This is a genomic window from Bacillus sp. PK3-037, from assembly GCF_054161355.1.
On sequence record NZ_CP096408.1, the window covers coordinates 869,634 to 883,723 of the forward strand.

At 45.0% G+C, this 14,090-nt stretch carries 16 protein-coding genes; 11 read left to right on the plus strand and 5 right to left on the minus strand.

The window, feature by feature from the left end; translation table 11 throughout:
• Window positions 1–18: 18 nt before the first annotated feature.
• Window positions 19–246 (minus strand): hypothetical protein, encoded by a 228-nt coding sequence (locus M1D69_RS04445; RefSeq protein WP_458104444.1) that lies wholly within the window; start codon window positions 244–246, stop codon window positions 19–21.
• A gap of 70 nt (window positions 247–316) precedes the next feature.
• Window positions 317–1,264 (minus strand): iron-hydroxamate ABC transporter substrate-binding protein, encoded by a 948-nt coding sequence (locus tag M1D69_RS04450; protein WP_458104443.1) that lies wholly within the window; start codon window positions 1,262–1,264, stop codon window positions 317–319.
• A 213-nt stretch (window positions 1,265–1,477) separates the two neighbouring features.
• On the opposite strand from M1D69_RS04450, the gene M1D69_RS04455 reads away from it, so the two are divergent.
• The 6 genes from M1D69_RS04455 to M1D69_RS04480 all read left to right on the plus strand — a co-directional run bounded on the left by M1D69_RS04455 (window position 1,478) and on the right by M1D69_RS04480 (window position 7,618).
• Window positions 1,478–2,518 carry a FecCD family ABC transporter permease gene (locus M1D69_RS04455; protein WP_458106208.1) on the plus strand — a complete coding sequence of 347 codons (1,041 nt, stop codon included), beginning with the start codon at window positions 1,478–1,480 and terminating at the stop codon, window positions 2,516–2,518.
• Complete coding sequence (locus M1D69_RS04460; protein WP_458104442.1) at window positions 2,518–3,534, plus strand: FecCD family ABC transporter permease; 1,017 nt, start codon at window positions 2,518–2,520, stop codon at window positions 3,532–3,534. Before M1D69_RS04455 ends, M1D69_RS04460 begins: the two co-directional genes overlap by 1 nt.
• A gap of 14 nt (window positions 3,535–3,548) precedes the next feature.
• A complete protein-coding gene (locus M1D69_RS04465; protein ID WP_458104441.1) occupies window positions 3,549–4,358 on the plus strand; it encodes an ABC transporter ATP-binding protein in 810 nt (269 codons plus the stop codon).
• Window positions 4,359–4,529: 171 nt separating this feature from the next.
• The gene (locus M1D69_RS04470; protein ID WP_458104440.1) at window positions 4,530–5,723 is read left to right on the plus strand and encodes an efflux RND transporter periplasmic adaptor subunit; all 1,194 of its coding nucleotides are present in this window, start codon (window positions 4,530–4,532) and stop codon (window positions 5,721–5,723) included.
• Window positions 5,707–6,393, plus strand: coding sequence for an ABC transporter ATP-binding protein (locus M1D69_RS04475; protein ID WP_024122819.1), 687 nt, complete (start codon window positions 5,707–5,709; stop codon window positions 6,391–6,393). The genes M1D69_RS04470 and M1D69_RS04475 overlap by 17 nt, the downstream gene beginning before the upstream one ends.
• A complete protein-coding gene (locus M1D69_RS04480; protein ID WP_458104439.1) occupies window positions 6,386–7,618 on the plus strand; it encodes an ABC transporter permease in 1,233 nt (410 codons plus the stop codon). The genes M1D69_RS04475 and M1D69_RS04480 overlap by 8 nt, the downstream gene beginning before the upstream one ends.
• Before the next feature lie 33 nt (window positions 7,619–7,651).
• On the opposite strand, the gene M1D69_RS04485 is transcribed toward M1D69_RS04480, so the two are convergent.
• The 3 genes from M1D69_RS04485 to M1D69_RS04495 all read right to left on the minus strand — a co-directional run bounded on the left by M1D69_RS04485 (window position 7,652) and on the right by M1D69_RS04495 (window position 9,550).
• A complete protein-coding gene (locus M1D69_RS04485) occupies window positions 7,652–8,053 on the minus strand; it encodes a YrvL family regulatory protein (RefSeq protein WP_024122817.1) in 402 nt (133 codons plus the stop codon).
• Window positions 8,054–8,117: 64 nt separating this feature from the next.
• Window positions 8,118–9,275: an oxalate decarboxylase gene (oxdC, locus tag M1D69_RS04490; protein ID WP_458104438.1), complete on the minus strand. Its 1,158-nt coding sequence runs from the start codon at window positions 9,273–9,275 to the stop codon at window positions 8,118–8,120.
• 119 nt (window positions 9,276–9,394) lie between these two features.
• Complete coding sequence (locus M1D69_RS04495; RefSeq protein ID WP_458104437.1) at window positions 9,395–9,550, minus strand: YvrJ family protein; 156 nt, start codon at window positions 9,548–9,550, stop codon at window positions 9,395–9,397.
• Window positions 9,551–9,755: 205 nt separating this feature from the next.
• On the opposite strand from M1D69_RS04495, the gene sigO reads away from it, so the two are divergent.
• The 5 genes from sigO to M1D69_RS04520 all read left to right on the plus strand — a co-directional run bounded on the left by sigO (window position 9,756) and on the right by M1D69_RS04520 (window position 14,076).
• Window positions 9,756–10,286 (plus strand): RNA polymerase sigma factor SigO, encoded by a 531-nt coding sequence (sigO, locus tag M1D69_RS04500; protein WP_105954123.1) that lies wholly within the window; start codon window positions 9,756–9,758, stop codon window positions 10,284–10,286.
• A gap of 42 nt (window positions 10,287–10,328) precedes the next feature.
• Entirely contained in the window at window positions 10,329–10,526 is a 198-nt protein-coding gene (gene rsoA, locus M1D69_RS04505; RefSeq protein ID WP_458106207.1) for a sigma-O factor regulator RsoA, read from the plus strand.
• A 152-nt stretch (window positions 10,527–10,678) separates the two neighbouring features.
• Window positions 10,679–11,389: a two-component system response regulator YvrH gene (yvrH, locus tag M1D69_RS04510; RefSeq protein WP_458104436.1), complete on the plus strand. Its 711-nt coding sequence runs from the start codon at window positions 10,679–10,681 to the stop codon at window positions 11,387–11,389.
• Window positions 11,386–13,128 carry a sensor histidine kinase gene (locus M1D69_RS04515; RefSeq protein ID WP_458104435.1) on the plus strand — a complete coding sequence of 581 codons (1,743 nt, stop codon included), beginning with the start codon at window positions 11,386–11,388 and terminating at the stop codon, window positions 13,126–13,128. Before yvrH ends, M1D69_RS04515 begins: the two co-directional genes overlap by 4 nt.
• Window positions 13,129–13,197: 69 nt before the next feature.
• Window positions 13,198–14,076, plus strand: coding sequence for an SMP-30/gluconolactonase/LRE family protein (locus M1D69_RS04520; RefSeq protein ID WP_105953873.1), 879 nt, complete (start codon window positions 13,198–13,200; stop codon window positions 14,074–14,076).
• The last annotated feature ends 14 nt before the right edge of the window (window positions 14,077–14,090 follow it).

Here is a 14,090-nt window from a genome sequence, read left to right on the forward strand (position 1 = left end):
GCAGTCAGGTGTCTTTTTTTATGCTGTTACGAGTCCCATACACAAAATAGCGGACAGGAACGATGTCAGTGATAGAGACATTCGAATATGCAAAAAACGCTTTTTCAGTTTCTCCAGAAAATGAAACAAAGCCAGCACTAGGATAAAAACGAGAAGCACATGAGAAAAAGGCCCGTTGAAAAAACGAATGGCAATGATGATGCAGCTTAATATGAATTGAGAAAGAAAATATGCGATGTGGTTCAATATGAGCTGCTCCGTCCTGTCGGTTTCTTTGCAATATAGAAAAGAGCCGCAGATCAGTGCGGCTCTTTGTTTATTTTGTTAAGCTTTTTGTAATAAATTTCAGCTGTCCTTCTAGTGAAATCGGGTCTGAGAAATAGAAGCCGATCGGGTCAATTTTATAGACATGATCATTTTTGACAGCATCGAGGTTTTTCCAGATGGAACTGTCAAATACGCCGCCATCGTCTCTGCCTGATTGCCATGGACCCGCGAAAATGTAATCTCCGGCGAAGTCAGGGAGCTTTTCTAAAGAAATGCTGGTATATCCTGGGCCTTGGTCAATGGCTTTTTCCTTTGTCAGCTTTGTGGCCTGTAAACCAAGATCTTTGTAGACGATGCTTCCGCCTCTTCCGAAATCTTTACCGAATACATAAATGTCTTTGCCGTTTGTTTGCATAATGGAAACCGTTTTGTCACCGATGACTTTTTGGATTTTTGTTTTGGCTTCCGCAACTTTTTTGTCCCACTCGGCAAGCCACTTCTCCGCTTTATCTTCCGTTCCTGTCATTTTTGCGAATTCTTTCAGCTGTTCGATGTTATCGAGCTTATCGTATTTCACCGCAACAGTCGGCGCGATTTTTTCGAGCTTTTTAATATCGGCGCCTTGTGTTGTCCAAACGATGATCAGGTCAGGCTTTAAATCAATCACTTTTTCAACAGAAGTGCCGTCTCCGATATTTGTGACACCATCGGTTTTACCTTTGTAGTAAGGGTTTTTAAATACATTTTCAGGTGCACCGACGACGTTGATGCCCAGTGTTTTGAAGTCTCCGTAGTAGCCGTCAGCCATGACAACCACCCGTTTAGGATGTTTAGGAATTTTCACATTTCCGTTTTCAGCCTTGTATGTAACGGTTTCTTCGTCTTTTGAATCAGAGGAAGAGCCTTTGCTTTCTGAGTGATTTCCGCAGGCTGCCAGCGCTGCAATCAATAGCAGGGCAAAAAATGAGGCTCCGAGTTTCTTATATATATGGGTCATATCTCATACCTTCTTTCCAAAAAAATAGATGATAAAGAGAATCATTATCATCTGTGATTATACCATCATAAGTGCCAGTTGGCACGATATTATTGCATTTATATTTTCGTTTTTATCAAAACGCTCTATTAAATCAGCGGAAAAAAGTGATATACTGAAACAGCAATTGATAATCATTATCATTATCGAAAGGAAGTACGGCTGTTGAGTCACATGAAAGATAAACAGATGATATCAGATGAAGAAATTCAATGGACATCCCGGTCGTTTGGTGCGGTCATTGTGCTTGTTGCGGGGGTATGTTTATTATGCTTCGGCGCGATGCTGTCCATTTCTCTCGGTGCTGCGGATATCCATTTACGGACTGTGTGGGACGCCATCTTTCATTTCCAGCCAAATGAAACCTCACACCAAATCATACACGATCTTCGGCTGCCAAGAACGGCTGCTGCCGCGCTTGTCGGCGCATTGTTAGCCGTGTCTGGGGCGGTCATGCAGGGCATGACGAGAAACCCATTGGCGGAGCCTTCTATTATGGGGATAACATCGGGCTCTGCTTTTGCTATTTCGATTGCGTTTGCTTTTTTTCCAGGACTTTCTGCCTTCGGGCTTGTGCTGTGGTCCTTTGCGGGCGCGGGACTGGGGGCATCGACGGTATTGGGCATCGGCATGTTTTCCAGGGGCGGTCTCACGCCTGTAAAGCTTGCTCTTGCCGGAACGGCCGTCAGTTATTTCTTTACGGGCATTTCAACCGCAATTGCGCTCCGTTTTGATGTAGCACAGGATGTCAGCTTTTGGTACGCAGGCGGGGTAGCGGGTGTGAAATGGTCAGGCGTTCAGCTGCTGGTTATTGCAGGAGCTGTCGGTTTGACGTTTGCGTTTATCATTGCCCGGTCTGTGACGGTGTTAAGCCTCGGTGACGATCTGGCGAAGGGGCTTGGGCAGTATACATCAGCGGTGAAACTGGTTGGCATGCTTGTCGTTGTCGTGTTGACGGGAGCTGCTGTTTCCATTGCCGGCACTATCGCGTTTATCGGACTGATTATTCCTCATATCACAAGGTTTTTGGTAGGAGTTGATTATCGGTGGATCATTCCTTGCTCGGCGGTGCTTGGCGCTGTTTTGCTTGTTTTTGCTGACATTGCGGCCAGACTCGTGAACGCGCCGTTTGAAACGCCTGTCGGCGCGCTGACCTCCCTCATCGGTGTTCCCTTTTTCTTTTATTTGGCACGTCGTGAAAGGAGAGGGCTGTAATGAAAACGAAAACGAAAACGAAAAAACCTCTTATTGTGATAGCAGTGACTTTTCTGCTGATCGTGCTTGTCTTTTTTATCAGCCTGAATCTGGGTGTCATTAAAATTGCCCCATGGCAAACGCTCAAGGTCTTCTTCGGCCAAGGGACGGCGCGGGATGAGCTTGTCTTATTTGAGTTCAGGCTGCCGCGAATAATGTTGTCGTTGCTTGTTGGGGCGGGTATCGCTGTTGCCGGAGCCATTTTGCAAAGCGTGTCTCAAAATGATTTGGCTGAACCGGGTATTCTCGGAATTAACGCCGGGGGTTCGCTTGCTGTTGTGCTCTTTATTTACTTTTTTCAAGGATCAGCATCAGATATCGGCTTTTTAGGGACGTTTATGCTGCCGTTCAGTGCTTTGGCAGGCGCGTTCCTCGCCGCGTTTCTCATTTATCTTCTGGCTTGGAAAAAAGGTGTGACTCCGATTCGGCTGATCCTAGTCGGAATCGGTGTGAATGCCGGATTTAATGCCCTTTTGCTTATTTTTCAGCTCAAAATGGACCCGCATGACTTTATGCAGGCTGCAGTTTGGATATCAGGTTCGATATGGGGGGCCAATTGGAACATGATCTGGGCGGTACTCCCCTGGATTGTGATCTTGCTTCCTTTTACTTTATATAAAGCACGCTATCTGAACATTTTACAGCTGGGAGACCAATTAGCGACCGGACTTGGCACTGCTGTTGAAAAGGAAAGACGGATTCTCCTTCTGGCAGCGGTCGCTCTTGCCGCATCCTGTGTGGCAGCTGCAGGAGGCATCGCGTTCCTCGGATTAATCGCACCGCATGCGGCAAGAAGGCTTACCGGTCCCCGCCACCAGACGCTTATACCGGTTTCCGCCTTTATCGGCGCGTTTCTGTTTCTGCTGGCTGATACGCTGGCGAGAAATGTATTGGCACCGTCAGAAATTCCGGTCGGACTTGTCATCTCCGTTTTAGGCGCGCCTTACTTTATTTATTTATTGATGAAATCGAATTGAGGAGGGGACCGAACTTGAATTCATTATCAACGGAACAGCTTGGGATCGGTTATGGCGACAGGCTGATTGTAGAAGATTTAAATATATCCATTCCTAAAGGGAAAATAACAACCTTAATTGGGCCGAATGGCTGCGGAAAGTCAACGATATTAAAAACGATGTCCAGAATTATGCGCTCACATCAAGGTGCCGTTTACTTAAACGGCAATGCGATTCATAAAATGTCTACTAAGGACATTGCGAAGGATATGGCCATTCTGCCGCAGACGCCTGAGGCTCCGAGCGGATTAACGGTGTACGAATTGGTGTCGTACGGCAGATTTCCGCATCAGTCAGGCTTCGGCAGATTAAATGATGAAGACCGCCGCATCATCAAATGGGCACTCGAAGAAACCGGCATGGCGGAATACCATGAGCGTCCGATTGAGGCATTGTCAGGCGGACAGTGTCAGCGCGTGTGGATTGCGATGGCGCTTGCACAAGGGACAGAGCTGCTTTTGCTTGACGAGCCAACAACATATCTCGATCTCGCACATCAGCTCGAAATCCTGCAGCTGCTTGACAGACTGAATAAAGAACAGGGGCGGACGATTTTAATGGTGATTCATGATCTGAATCACGCGGCCCGATTTTCCCATTATATGATTGCGCTCAAAAAAGGCACGGTCATTAAGGAAGGAACCGCACTGGAGGTCATGACGCCGGATATTTTGAAGCGGGTATTCCAGATTGATGCCGAAATCGTCACTGATCCTCGTACAAATAAACCAGTATGCTTAACCTATGACCTGATTAAAACTGAAAAACAGCTTGTTTCTGTGTAAGAAAAATCCCGGTATGACGCCGGGATTTTTTATTTTTAACCACAAAAATATAATATTCCTTGCTAATTCCAGATTTTGAAGAAAAAGATTGAAAGTCTATTTGAATTAATAGATAATATTGGTTAGAATGTTTCGGAAATATTACGAAAATTACAGAAAGAGGAGATCATTGTGTCCAAGAAGAAAAAATGGCTTATTGCCGGTTCGATATGTGCCGGTGTGCTCCTACTGGCGGGGATCGGCGCCGGCGGTTTTTACTTTTTTACTCACATGAACCAAGTTGCCGTATCATCGGAGCCTTATGCTGAATCGGTCGCGGTGTATATGGGCGGTGAATCTGAATCTGCCCAATCGTTTTCGGGAAAAGTTGAACCAGAGAAACAGCAAAAAGTATACATAGATTCAGAGAAAGGAAGCATTAAAAAAACGTACGTCAAAGAAGGCGATAAGGTTAAAAAAGGCGATAAGCTTTTCGAGTACGAGGGCGAGGATCATTCTGACGAAATTGAGCAAAGCAATTTACAAACTGAAATGACAAACCTTCAAATCAGCCGCTTGCAAAAATCAATAGCAGAAACTGAGAAGAAGCTGAAGACAGCCGGAAAAGACGAGAAAGCACAGCTTCAAGACGAGCTTGACCAGGCCAATTTTGATTTAAAGACAAGCCAGCTTGAACTGAAGCAGCACCAAAAAGAACTGGCTGCACTAACGAAAAACAAAGGTTCTAATGTGATCACAAGCAAGCATGACGGTATCGTTCAAAGCGTCAATCAGGATATTGCGGACGGCGCAACGGGTGATCAGGCAGCAGGCCCGTATATCCAAATCGTTTCAACGGGCAAATACCTTGTGAAAAGCCAAATCAACGAGCTGTTAATGGACACGATTAAAAAAGGCAGCAAAGTCAGAGTTACGCTGAAAACAGGCGGCGAAGGCGAGTGGAAAGGCAAGATCACTTCAATCGGCAAGCTTCCTGCTGGAACAGGCGAGGGGGAAGAGTCAGAAAGTTATGCTGAAGAGGAAATGAATCCCCAATCCTCTAACTATCCTTTCACTGTTTTATTGGACAGCCATAAGGGCCTTGAAGTCGGCTATCATGTCAATATTGAAGTCATAAGTGACGAAGCAGATGCGAATACGATTAAGCTGCCGTCCGACATGATTATCCAGGACGATGGCGAACCATACGTTTGGAAGACGGATGAGGAGCAGAAAGCGGTTAAACAGCCTGTTGAAATCGGAGAGACAGACGAAAGTGACATGGTCGAAATCAAAAGCGGCCTGACACCGGAAGATTATGTGATCTATCCTGATCCCGCGGTCAAGGAAGGAAAGCAGGTTACAGTCAATGCTGACACTGAATAATATTTCTAAATCGTACAAGCTGGGCAAAGAAGAGGTGCCGATCTTAAAGCATATTAATCTCACCGTCAAAGCTGGTGAATTTCTGGCCATTATGGGGCCGTCCGGTTCAGGGAAGTCTACGTTAATGAATATTATAGGCTGTTTGGACAGGCCGACCTCCGGAACCTATATGCTGGACCAGATGGATGTATTAAAAGGGAAAGACGGTGCTTTGGCTGACATTCGCAACGAATCGATCGGGTTTGTGTTTCAAACCTTTCATTTGCTGCCGCGTCTTACCGCACTGCAAAATGTCGAGCTGCCGATGATTTACAATAAGGTAAAGAAAAAAGAAAGAAGGCAAAGAGCCTATGAAGCTCTTGAAAAGGTTGGTTTGAAAGATAGGATCTCTTACAAGCCGCCAAAGCTGTCCGGCGGACAAAAGCAGCGGGTGGCGATTGCCAGAGCTCTTGTCAATCAGCCTCGGTTTATTCTGGCAGATGAACCGACCGGGGCGCTTGATACAAAATCAAGTGAACAAATTTTGTCGCTGTTTTCACAATTGCATCAGGAAGGCACTACGATTATTATGATTACCCATGACCCGGACGTCGCCAGAAAAGCCGACAGAACCGTTTTTATCAGAGACGGAGAATTAGTGTTAGACGAGAGAGGGATTAGCCATGCTTGAACATATTCGGATCTCCTTTCAATCTATTTTTTCACATAAGCTGAGGTCGATTCTTACAATGCTTGGTGTCATTATCGGTATAGCGGCGATCATTGCGATCGTCTCTATGCTGAAAGGCCAAAGCGAGCAATTAAAGCAAAGCATGATCGGCATGGGAAATAACGCGATTAATGTTGTGTACCAGCCAACAGGCGGGGAGGAGGAAGAAGGCGGTTACCAGGAGGTTTCTTACACGTCAGCACCCCCTGTATCTGAAGAAACCATTAAGACGATAAAATCAGACCCGGTTGTAAAAGGATTATCTTTATATTACTTGTCCGAAGGCGCCACCGTTTTTCACTTAACGAACGTTTCTTATCCTCAAGTGTACGGAGTGGATGCTGATTATTTCGATATGTTCCCGATCAGCATTACTGAGGGGAGAAAGCTGGCGGAAAAAGAATTAAACAGCACACACCAAGTGGTTATGATCAATGAGGCCGCAAGAGATGAGCTGTTTCCTGACGGTGACGCTCTGCACAAAAACATTGAGATGAACGGTGTGCCGTTCCGGGTTGCCGGTGTTTTTCATGAAAAGAAACAGGAAGAAAGCATGTTTGATGGCGACTATGCGAATCCGGTTTTATATGTGCCGAAAAAAGTGTGGCCGCTTATTGAAGGATTTGACGCGCCGACACAGATTGCGGTGCAGGCAGACTCTTCTGAGCATATCCAAGAAGCCGGTGTAATGGCCGCGGACCTTCTAAATCAAGGACTGTCAGATGCTGATTTGGAAAAAGCGGAGTACAGCGTGATGGATCTTCAGGAGATCGCTCAGGAAGTGGAGTCCTTTAACCAGTCGTTTGCTCTGCTGCTTGGCGGAATTGCAAGCATCTCACTTTTGGTCGGAGGCATCGGTGTCATGAACATTATGCTTGTTTCAGTGACGGAGCGCACGCGGGAAATTGGGATTAAGAAGGCGCTAGGTGCCAAGCGGCGCGTGATTTTATTTCAATTTTTAACAGAGGCTGTCGTGCTGACAAGTATTGGCGGAATTCTCGGTGTGCTGGCGGGCTTTGGCATCGCTAAACTTATCACGGTTATCTTTCCGATGCCTTTTATCATCTCCGTTCCGGCAGTTATCGGAGCACTCATTTTCTCAATGGCAGTCGGCATTATTTTCGGCTTGCTGCCGTCCATTAAGGCATCCAAGCTTCAGCCTGTTGACGCGCTTCGATATGAATAAAAAGAACGCATCCAATCGGATGGCGTTCTTTTTTTAGCTGGGCAGTGCTGAATTGCATTTATCTAAAATAAGAAAAACGGCTGCGAGGATCATTTCTTCTGTGGTTGACAGCCAAATGTTATGAATCATTTGATCTGCCGTATAAGCGGTCATCCATAAAAACAGCAGCTGGACGGTGCCGGCCATAAGGATAAAAGCTCGTTTTCCAGTCTTAAAAAACGTAAAACTATGTATCATCAGCCGTTCAAAAGGTTCAAAGCATAGTCCGAGCACAAGAAATAACACAGCAAAAAGCAGGACATGAGCAGCTGATCGATAGCTCGTTCCCGCCAAAGAAAAGACACAGAGAATGATTGTAAAATAGCAAAATAACACAGCCGCCGCTGCCAGCACATACTGTACGGCCTGCCGTAATAAATACTTTTGATGTATCACTGGTTCATCTCCTTATCAGCGCTTGCAGAGAGAGAACGAGCGCTCTCTGCAAGCTGCCAGTTTTTTATTTGCTGCTTTTCTTTTTCACAACCGGATGCTTTTCTTTTGAAAGGACATCCGTAAATTCTTTGCCTAAGTCAAGGTGTTCTTGGACGAAGGTTTCAGGAAGCATTGCGAGCCATTGGTTTAAAGACACATCGGCATAATGGTCATCTTTAAAGATTTCTAAAAAGACGAGCGGTTCATTGCCGAGGTTTTCTACGTAGTGGCCCATCGCAAATGGAACATAACCGACATCACCGGCTTGATAGTTAAAGGTTCTCGCATGGCCGTCAGCAGCAAAAACGGTCATTCTCGCTTTACCGGAGATGTAATATTGCCATTCATGCGTATTCGGATGCCAGTGAAGCTCTCTCATGGCGCCTGGTTCCACGGTTACAAGCGCGGATGCAATGGTTTTAGACACTGTAAAGTTTGTCGAATCCGCAATGTACACCTTTCCTCCTTCTGATGCAATCGGCTCCTGTTCAAGAAGGCGGTACGTAAACGGATAAGGCACTTCGCCGTACGGCCCTTCCACAATGTCATCTTTTAAACAGCCCGGCACAGGTTTTTCAAATATATATTTTTCTTTGCCTGGCAAATTGGCGATTTCTTTTTCTGTTACGCCAAAATTAGCGGCGATCACTTCTTTAGGGGTGTGGGCAAGCCAGTCTGTCAGCTGGAACGTGCTGTTTTCAGAGAATGACCCGTCGTCAAACACGAGCAGGAACTCTGCCCCTTCTTCAAGCGCTTGAATCGAGTGCGGCAGGCCTGACGGGAAGTACCATAAATCTCCTTCGCCTACATCATCAATAAAGCTGCGGCCCTTTTCATCCACAATCGTGACGCGTGCTTTCCCGTAGATCATATAAGCCCACTCTGCTTCCTTATGCCAATGAAGCTCGCGAATGGCGCCTGGCTTCAGCCGCATATTAACAGAAGCCAGGTTTTCTGAAATCGGCAGCTCACGTACGGTAACTTCACGGGCGTACCCGCCTTTTTCCAAACGGTTATGAGTATCTGAGAAAGAAAACTTCATATTTTCAACGGTGCCATGATCGGTTTCCGGCGGTACGAGCATATCGGGATTCTGCCGGTCCCTTTCAATATTACGCGGGATTTTCACTGTCGCTCCCTTATCTCCTCTGATTGGCTGCGGAATGTCGTTTTGTTTTTTCATTTTCCTGTCTCCTCCTTAAAAATAATTGTGGCGCAGAAAGAGAATGTGAAAGGCCTTTCGTTTTCCCTTCTGTCTTGTTAAGTGAAAAAAACCGATGAAAAGTCAACTTCGTTGCAAAATTAATGTTTCGCTTTCCGATCTTTCAGCTCTGTCATCAGTTCAATGAGCTGATCGAATTTTTTCTCGAAACGGGTCAGCAGGTACATCGCGATCAGTGCCGGGAACCCGAGATTGCTGATCTGCTTGACGACTTCCTCTATAAAAACCTGATCCATGAAAAACACCTCCCTCCTTTTTGTGCAGTCATGTAAGTAAGTGAAGGGAATCCAAAAAATCGTAAACCATGACTGGAAGGTTTGCTTCAGCAAGCGCTAGTCTGAAAGTAGTAGTTTACTTTTTTTTGCTTTCCTTCATTTAATTTAGTAGGGAGGCGGTTTGATGGACTATCAAGGTCTGTTGCGATCGAAATGTAAGGAGATTATGAAGCATCCCATCGTGAAGCATTTTTTGAGCAACCCTCAGCATTACCGTTTGTTCAAAAATGTAATGGAAAACCCGAATGAAAAGGATGCAAAATCGTTGGACGAGCAATTCAAGCAATTTTATAAGGAGATTCGCATCGTCAAGTATATGAATTCAATGATTCGGATTTTTTCCATCGATTTTGATAAGCGGGTTCGCAAAAATCAAAAACGGTATCCGCTGACGGTTGATCATCCGGAAGCAGGAGAACGACTTCCTTCCGAAACGGGAAGTGACGCGTTTGAGGAATTTTTAGACCTGCAGGATGATTTGAGCCAGCATGTCCAGGATTATCAGCTTTACCAAGCGATCCAGAAGCTGACTGACAAACAAAAAAGCGTGCTGACAAAAGTCTATCTTCACGGTGCCACGATGCAGGAAATCGCTGATTCATTAGGTGAGTCCCGGCAAAATATCTCTAATATTCATAAAAAGGGATTAGAAAATATCAGGAAGCAACTAGAGGCGCAAAAAAAGGGGGAAAAGTAAGCTGTGAGCGGCCAGGGTGAACATAATAGGAATAAAGATGAAATGTACGACATTGAGCATCTGATTGCATGCTTTTCACCGATGATCAGAAAAAAACTCAGCAATACGTCCTATCAAGAAAGAGAAGATTTGGAGCAGGAGCTGAAAATCAAAATGTTTGAAAAGGCTGATATGCTTCTGTGTCAGGAGGTTCCGGGATTTTGGGAGTTTATTCTGTACATGGTAGACGAGAACTCATAACGATAACTCATTCTAAGAAAAACGGGAACATTTTGCAGGTTCCCGTTTCCTGCTGTTCACCCCCGTCAAGAGCCCTCCTATTCAAAAATGTACCAAAAAGAAACGATATAATGATAAGATGTAAAAAAACAGTGACAGAAAGGAACATAAAAGTGGAAAATGCGTCAATTTTAATCGTAGACGATGAGAAAGCGATTGTGGATATGATCAAACGCGTTCTCGAAAAAGAAGGTTATCGACATATACTGGATGCGGCAAGTGCGGAGGAAGCCATTCCGGTCGTCAAGACAAATAAGGTTGATTTAATCGTATTGGATGTCATGATGGGCGGAATGACCGGTTTTGAGGCATGCACATTAATCAGGGAGTATTCAGACGCCCCGATTTTTTTCCTGACGGCGAGATCATCGGACACTGACAAATTATCGGGTTTTGCGGTCGGAGCTGATGATTATATTACAAAACCATTTAATCCGCTGGAATTAGCCGCGCGGATCAGAGCGCATTTAAAGCGTACGTATCAGTCGAATGCAGCTAAAACCTATACATATGATTACTTTACATTTTCTCCGCAAAATGCCGAGCTGATTGTGGGCGGGGAAACTGTAGCCTGTTCGGCTCAGCTTTTGCAGCTGCTTCAGTATTTTTGCGAACATCCCAATGTAGTGCTTTCTAAAGATCAAATTTATGAAAAAGTATGGGGCTATCCTTCGTACGGAGATAACAATACCGTCATGGTTCATATCCGCAAGCTCCGGGAAAAAATTGAGCGTGACCCGAGCAATCCGGAATATATCGTAACCGTTCGCGGTCTCGGATACCGTTTTATCCCGAGTCCAGAAGGAAACGGAAAGCGCCCATGAGGTTAAGGTGGAAGTTTCTGTTTCACTTTTTCGGGCAGATGCTGATTGTTATCCTTCTTCTTTCGATCATGCTTGTGGCTTCCTTTTTCTATTTAGACTCGCGATTCAGCGATGCGGAATCCAATTCAGGGCTGACAAAGGCAACGACTGACACGCTTGAGGCGTATCTCGATGTAAACGAAGACGGGTCATGGGAAGTGGACGATTTTCTGAAGAAATCTGTTGATAAACAGCACGGCTGGATGCAAATCATTGATTCTAATGGAAAAACGGATTATTCCTACAGCGTGCCGAAAGACGTGCCCGGCACCTACACCAAGAAGGAGCTTTTATCTATTTATAAAAGCAAGAAGCTTGATAACTATAAGCTGGATTATTGGGCAATCAATATTGAAGACAAGTCGTACCTCCTCTTGTTCGGCTGGAAATCAAAGAGCGAACAGCTGCTGACTTCCATTGAAAGCCGTGAACCCTCCATCGACTCTTTGTCACAATATAAGTCCAGTACAATTGACTATATTAAGCGTGAAAAAGGAGCCGTGTATCTGTTAGACAGAAACGGGAACATACTAGACAGCATTAACAGCAAGAAAAGCGAAAGAAAAACGATGAACCAGCTGGAGCTTCTCAAATACAGCTCTAAACCATGGAACTATAAACGGGAGATTTCTGTTAAATTCCTTGATCAAAACAGGTGGATGGTCGCTTCGGTGCCAAACCCTGTCTATATTACCGACCAGGAGTTTAATAAATCATTTCTGAGAGTTGTCCTGAAAGCGATGTTTCTGATTATGGGCGTTCTGATTCTTTATATATTCTGGATGACTGCCTGGTATATGTTCAGATTCGGCTTGCCGATTTTTCATACAATCAAATGGCTTGTCAATCTATCAAAAGGGAAGCTTGAAGAACCGAAAAACCGTAAAGGGCGCCCTGTCAGTAAAAACAAAAAGGGAAAAATCAAACAGCCGTACCGCTTCTTCGGTGAAATATTTGAATCTATGGATCAGCTGACTGAAACGCTGAGACGGGATAAGACAAACAGAGAAAAAATCCAGGCGACACGGGAAGAATGGATCGCCGGTTTGTCTCATGATTTAAAAACGCCCCTCAGCAGCATTTACGGATACAGCATGATGCTTGAATCGAAGCAATACGACTGGTCTCCTGATGAAGTGAAAGAAATGGGACAGGTTGTCAGAGAGAAATCGGAATACATGTCAAAGCTGATCGAAGACTTAAATTTAACGTATCGTCTGAAAAATGACGCTCTGCCGATGGAGAGAAAGCTCACGAACCTCATTCCGTTTTTTAAAAATGTCATTGAGGACTTTAAGAAAAATCCGTTTTCTGAAGGATATGATATTTCATTTGTATCAAGAGAAGAGCATATTGAATTTGCGCTGGATGAAGCCTGGTTCAGACGCATTCTGGAAAATCTGCTCGGAAATGCTGTGAAGCACAACGATAAAGGAACAGCGATTCAGGTGATTCTTGAACAGACAAAAAATCATATTTCATTGAAGGTCAAAGACAATGGGAAAGGAATGGATGAGGAAACGATCACCCATTTATTTAACCGTTATTACAGAGGAACCAATACGAAAGATCCGTCTGCCGGGACGGGGCTTGGACTGGCGATTGCCAAAGAACTGGTGCACCTGCATAATGGAACGATTCACGTCAACAGCAGGATCAATATTGACTCCGTCGTTACCATCCTTTTCAAAAAAGAATAAGGTGTGTGGTTTGGACACCTCTTTGCCGGGAATAACAATATATAGACTGAAGCTAAAGAGGTGTTACACATGGATGCAGTATTAGAAGCAGACACTAGGGCAGTAATCGGTGAAGGTCCGTTATGGGATGAAGAAAACGGCCGTCTATACTGGGTTGATATTTTAGGAAGCGAGCTCCATATTTTCGATCCTAAAGAAAAAATCAATCGTTCGGTCAAATTTACATCCTTTGTGACGGCGCTTGCGAAATATTCAAAGGATGAGCTGATCATGACGATGAAAGACGGTTTTTACCTGTATCATCTTCATGATGACAGTCTTGAAAAAATCAAACAGCCGAAGGATATGCATGAGAGCCTTCGGTTTAACGACGCCAAATGTGATCCGTACGGAAGGCTTTGGGCAGGGACGACGAGCATGGAAGGCGAACAAAAACAAGCCTCGCTTTACCGTTTGGACACAGATGGCAGCCTTGTCAAAATGAAAGATCAAGTCTCAACCTCGAACGGTTTGGATTGGGATCGCGAACGCAGCTTGATGTACTACATTGACACTCCGACGCAGGAGATTGTGTGCTATCAATACGATCCCGAAAGCGGAAACGTCTCAAACCCAGAAACCGTCTATCGTTTTGAAAAATCGGATGGATTGCCGGATGGCATGACAATTGATCAAAACGGCATGCTGTGGGTGGCGCTGTTTGGCGGGAGCCGTGTGGTTCACATTGATCCTTTTCAGAAAAAAGAAATTGATTCAATAAGTGTTCCGGCCAAATATGTCACGTGCTGTGCGTTCGGCGGCCAGGACATGAAAACCCTTTACATCACAACAGCTACTGAACAAATGACCGAAACAGAAAGATATGAACAGCCTCATGCGGGCGGATTGTTTTCAGCCAAACTTGAAACGGGCGGATACCAGCCGGTTCCATTCGCTGGGGAGTTATAAAGTTATACAAAAAC

What these genes read in the sequence shown, in the direction of transcription:
- M1D69_RS04450 (WP_458104443.1), bottom strand. Translation starts at nt 1,264, where the DNA reads ATGACCCATATATATAAGAAACTCGGAGCCTCATTTTTTGCCCTGCTA.
- M1D69_RS04455 (WP_458106208.1), top strand. Translation starts at nt 1,478, where the DNA reads ATGAAAGATAAACAGATGATATCAGATGAAGAAATTCAATGGACATCC.
- M1D69_RS04480 (WP_458104439.1), top strand. Translation starts at nt 6,386, where the DNA reads ATGCTTGAACATATTCGGATCTCCTTTCAATCTATTTTTTCACATAAG.
- M1D69_RS04520 (WP_105953873.1), top strand. Translation starts at nt 13,198, where the DNA reads ATGGATGCAGTATTAGAAGCAGACACTAGGGCAGTAATCGGTGAAGGT.
- M1D69_RS04495 (WP_458104437.1), bottom strand. Translation starts at nt 9,550, where the DNA reads ATGGATCAGGTTTTTATAGAGGAAGTCGTCAAGCAGATCAGCAATCTC.
- rsoA (WP_458106207.1), top strand. Translation starts at nt 10,329, where the DNA reads ATGTACGACATTGAGCATCTGATTGCATGCTTTTCACCGATGATCAGA.
- M1D69_RS04475 (WP_024122819.1), top strand. Translation starts at nt 5,707, where the DNA reads ATGCTGACACTGAATAATATTTCTAAATCGTACAAGCTGGGCAAAGAA.
- M1D69_RS04515 (WP_458104435.1), top strand. Translation starts at nt 11,386, where the DNA reads ATGAGGTTAAGGTGGAAGTTTCTGTTTCACTTTTTCGGGCAGATGCTG.
- sigO (WP_105954123.1), top strand. Translation starts at nt 9,756, where the DNA reads ATGAAGCATCCCATCGTGAAGCATTTTTTGAGCAACCCTCAGCATTAC.
- M1D69_RS04460 (WP_458104442.1), top strand. Translation starts at nt 2,518, where the DNA reads ATGAAAACGAAAACGAAAACGAAAAAACCTCTTATTGTGATAGCAGTG.
- oxdC (WP_458104438.1), bottom strand. Translation starts at nt 9,275, where the DNA reads ATGAAAAAACAAAACGACATTCCGCAGCCAATCAGAGGAGATAAGGGA.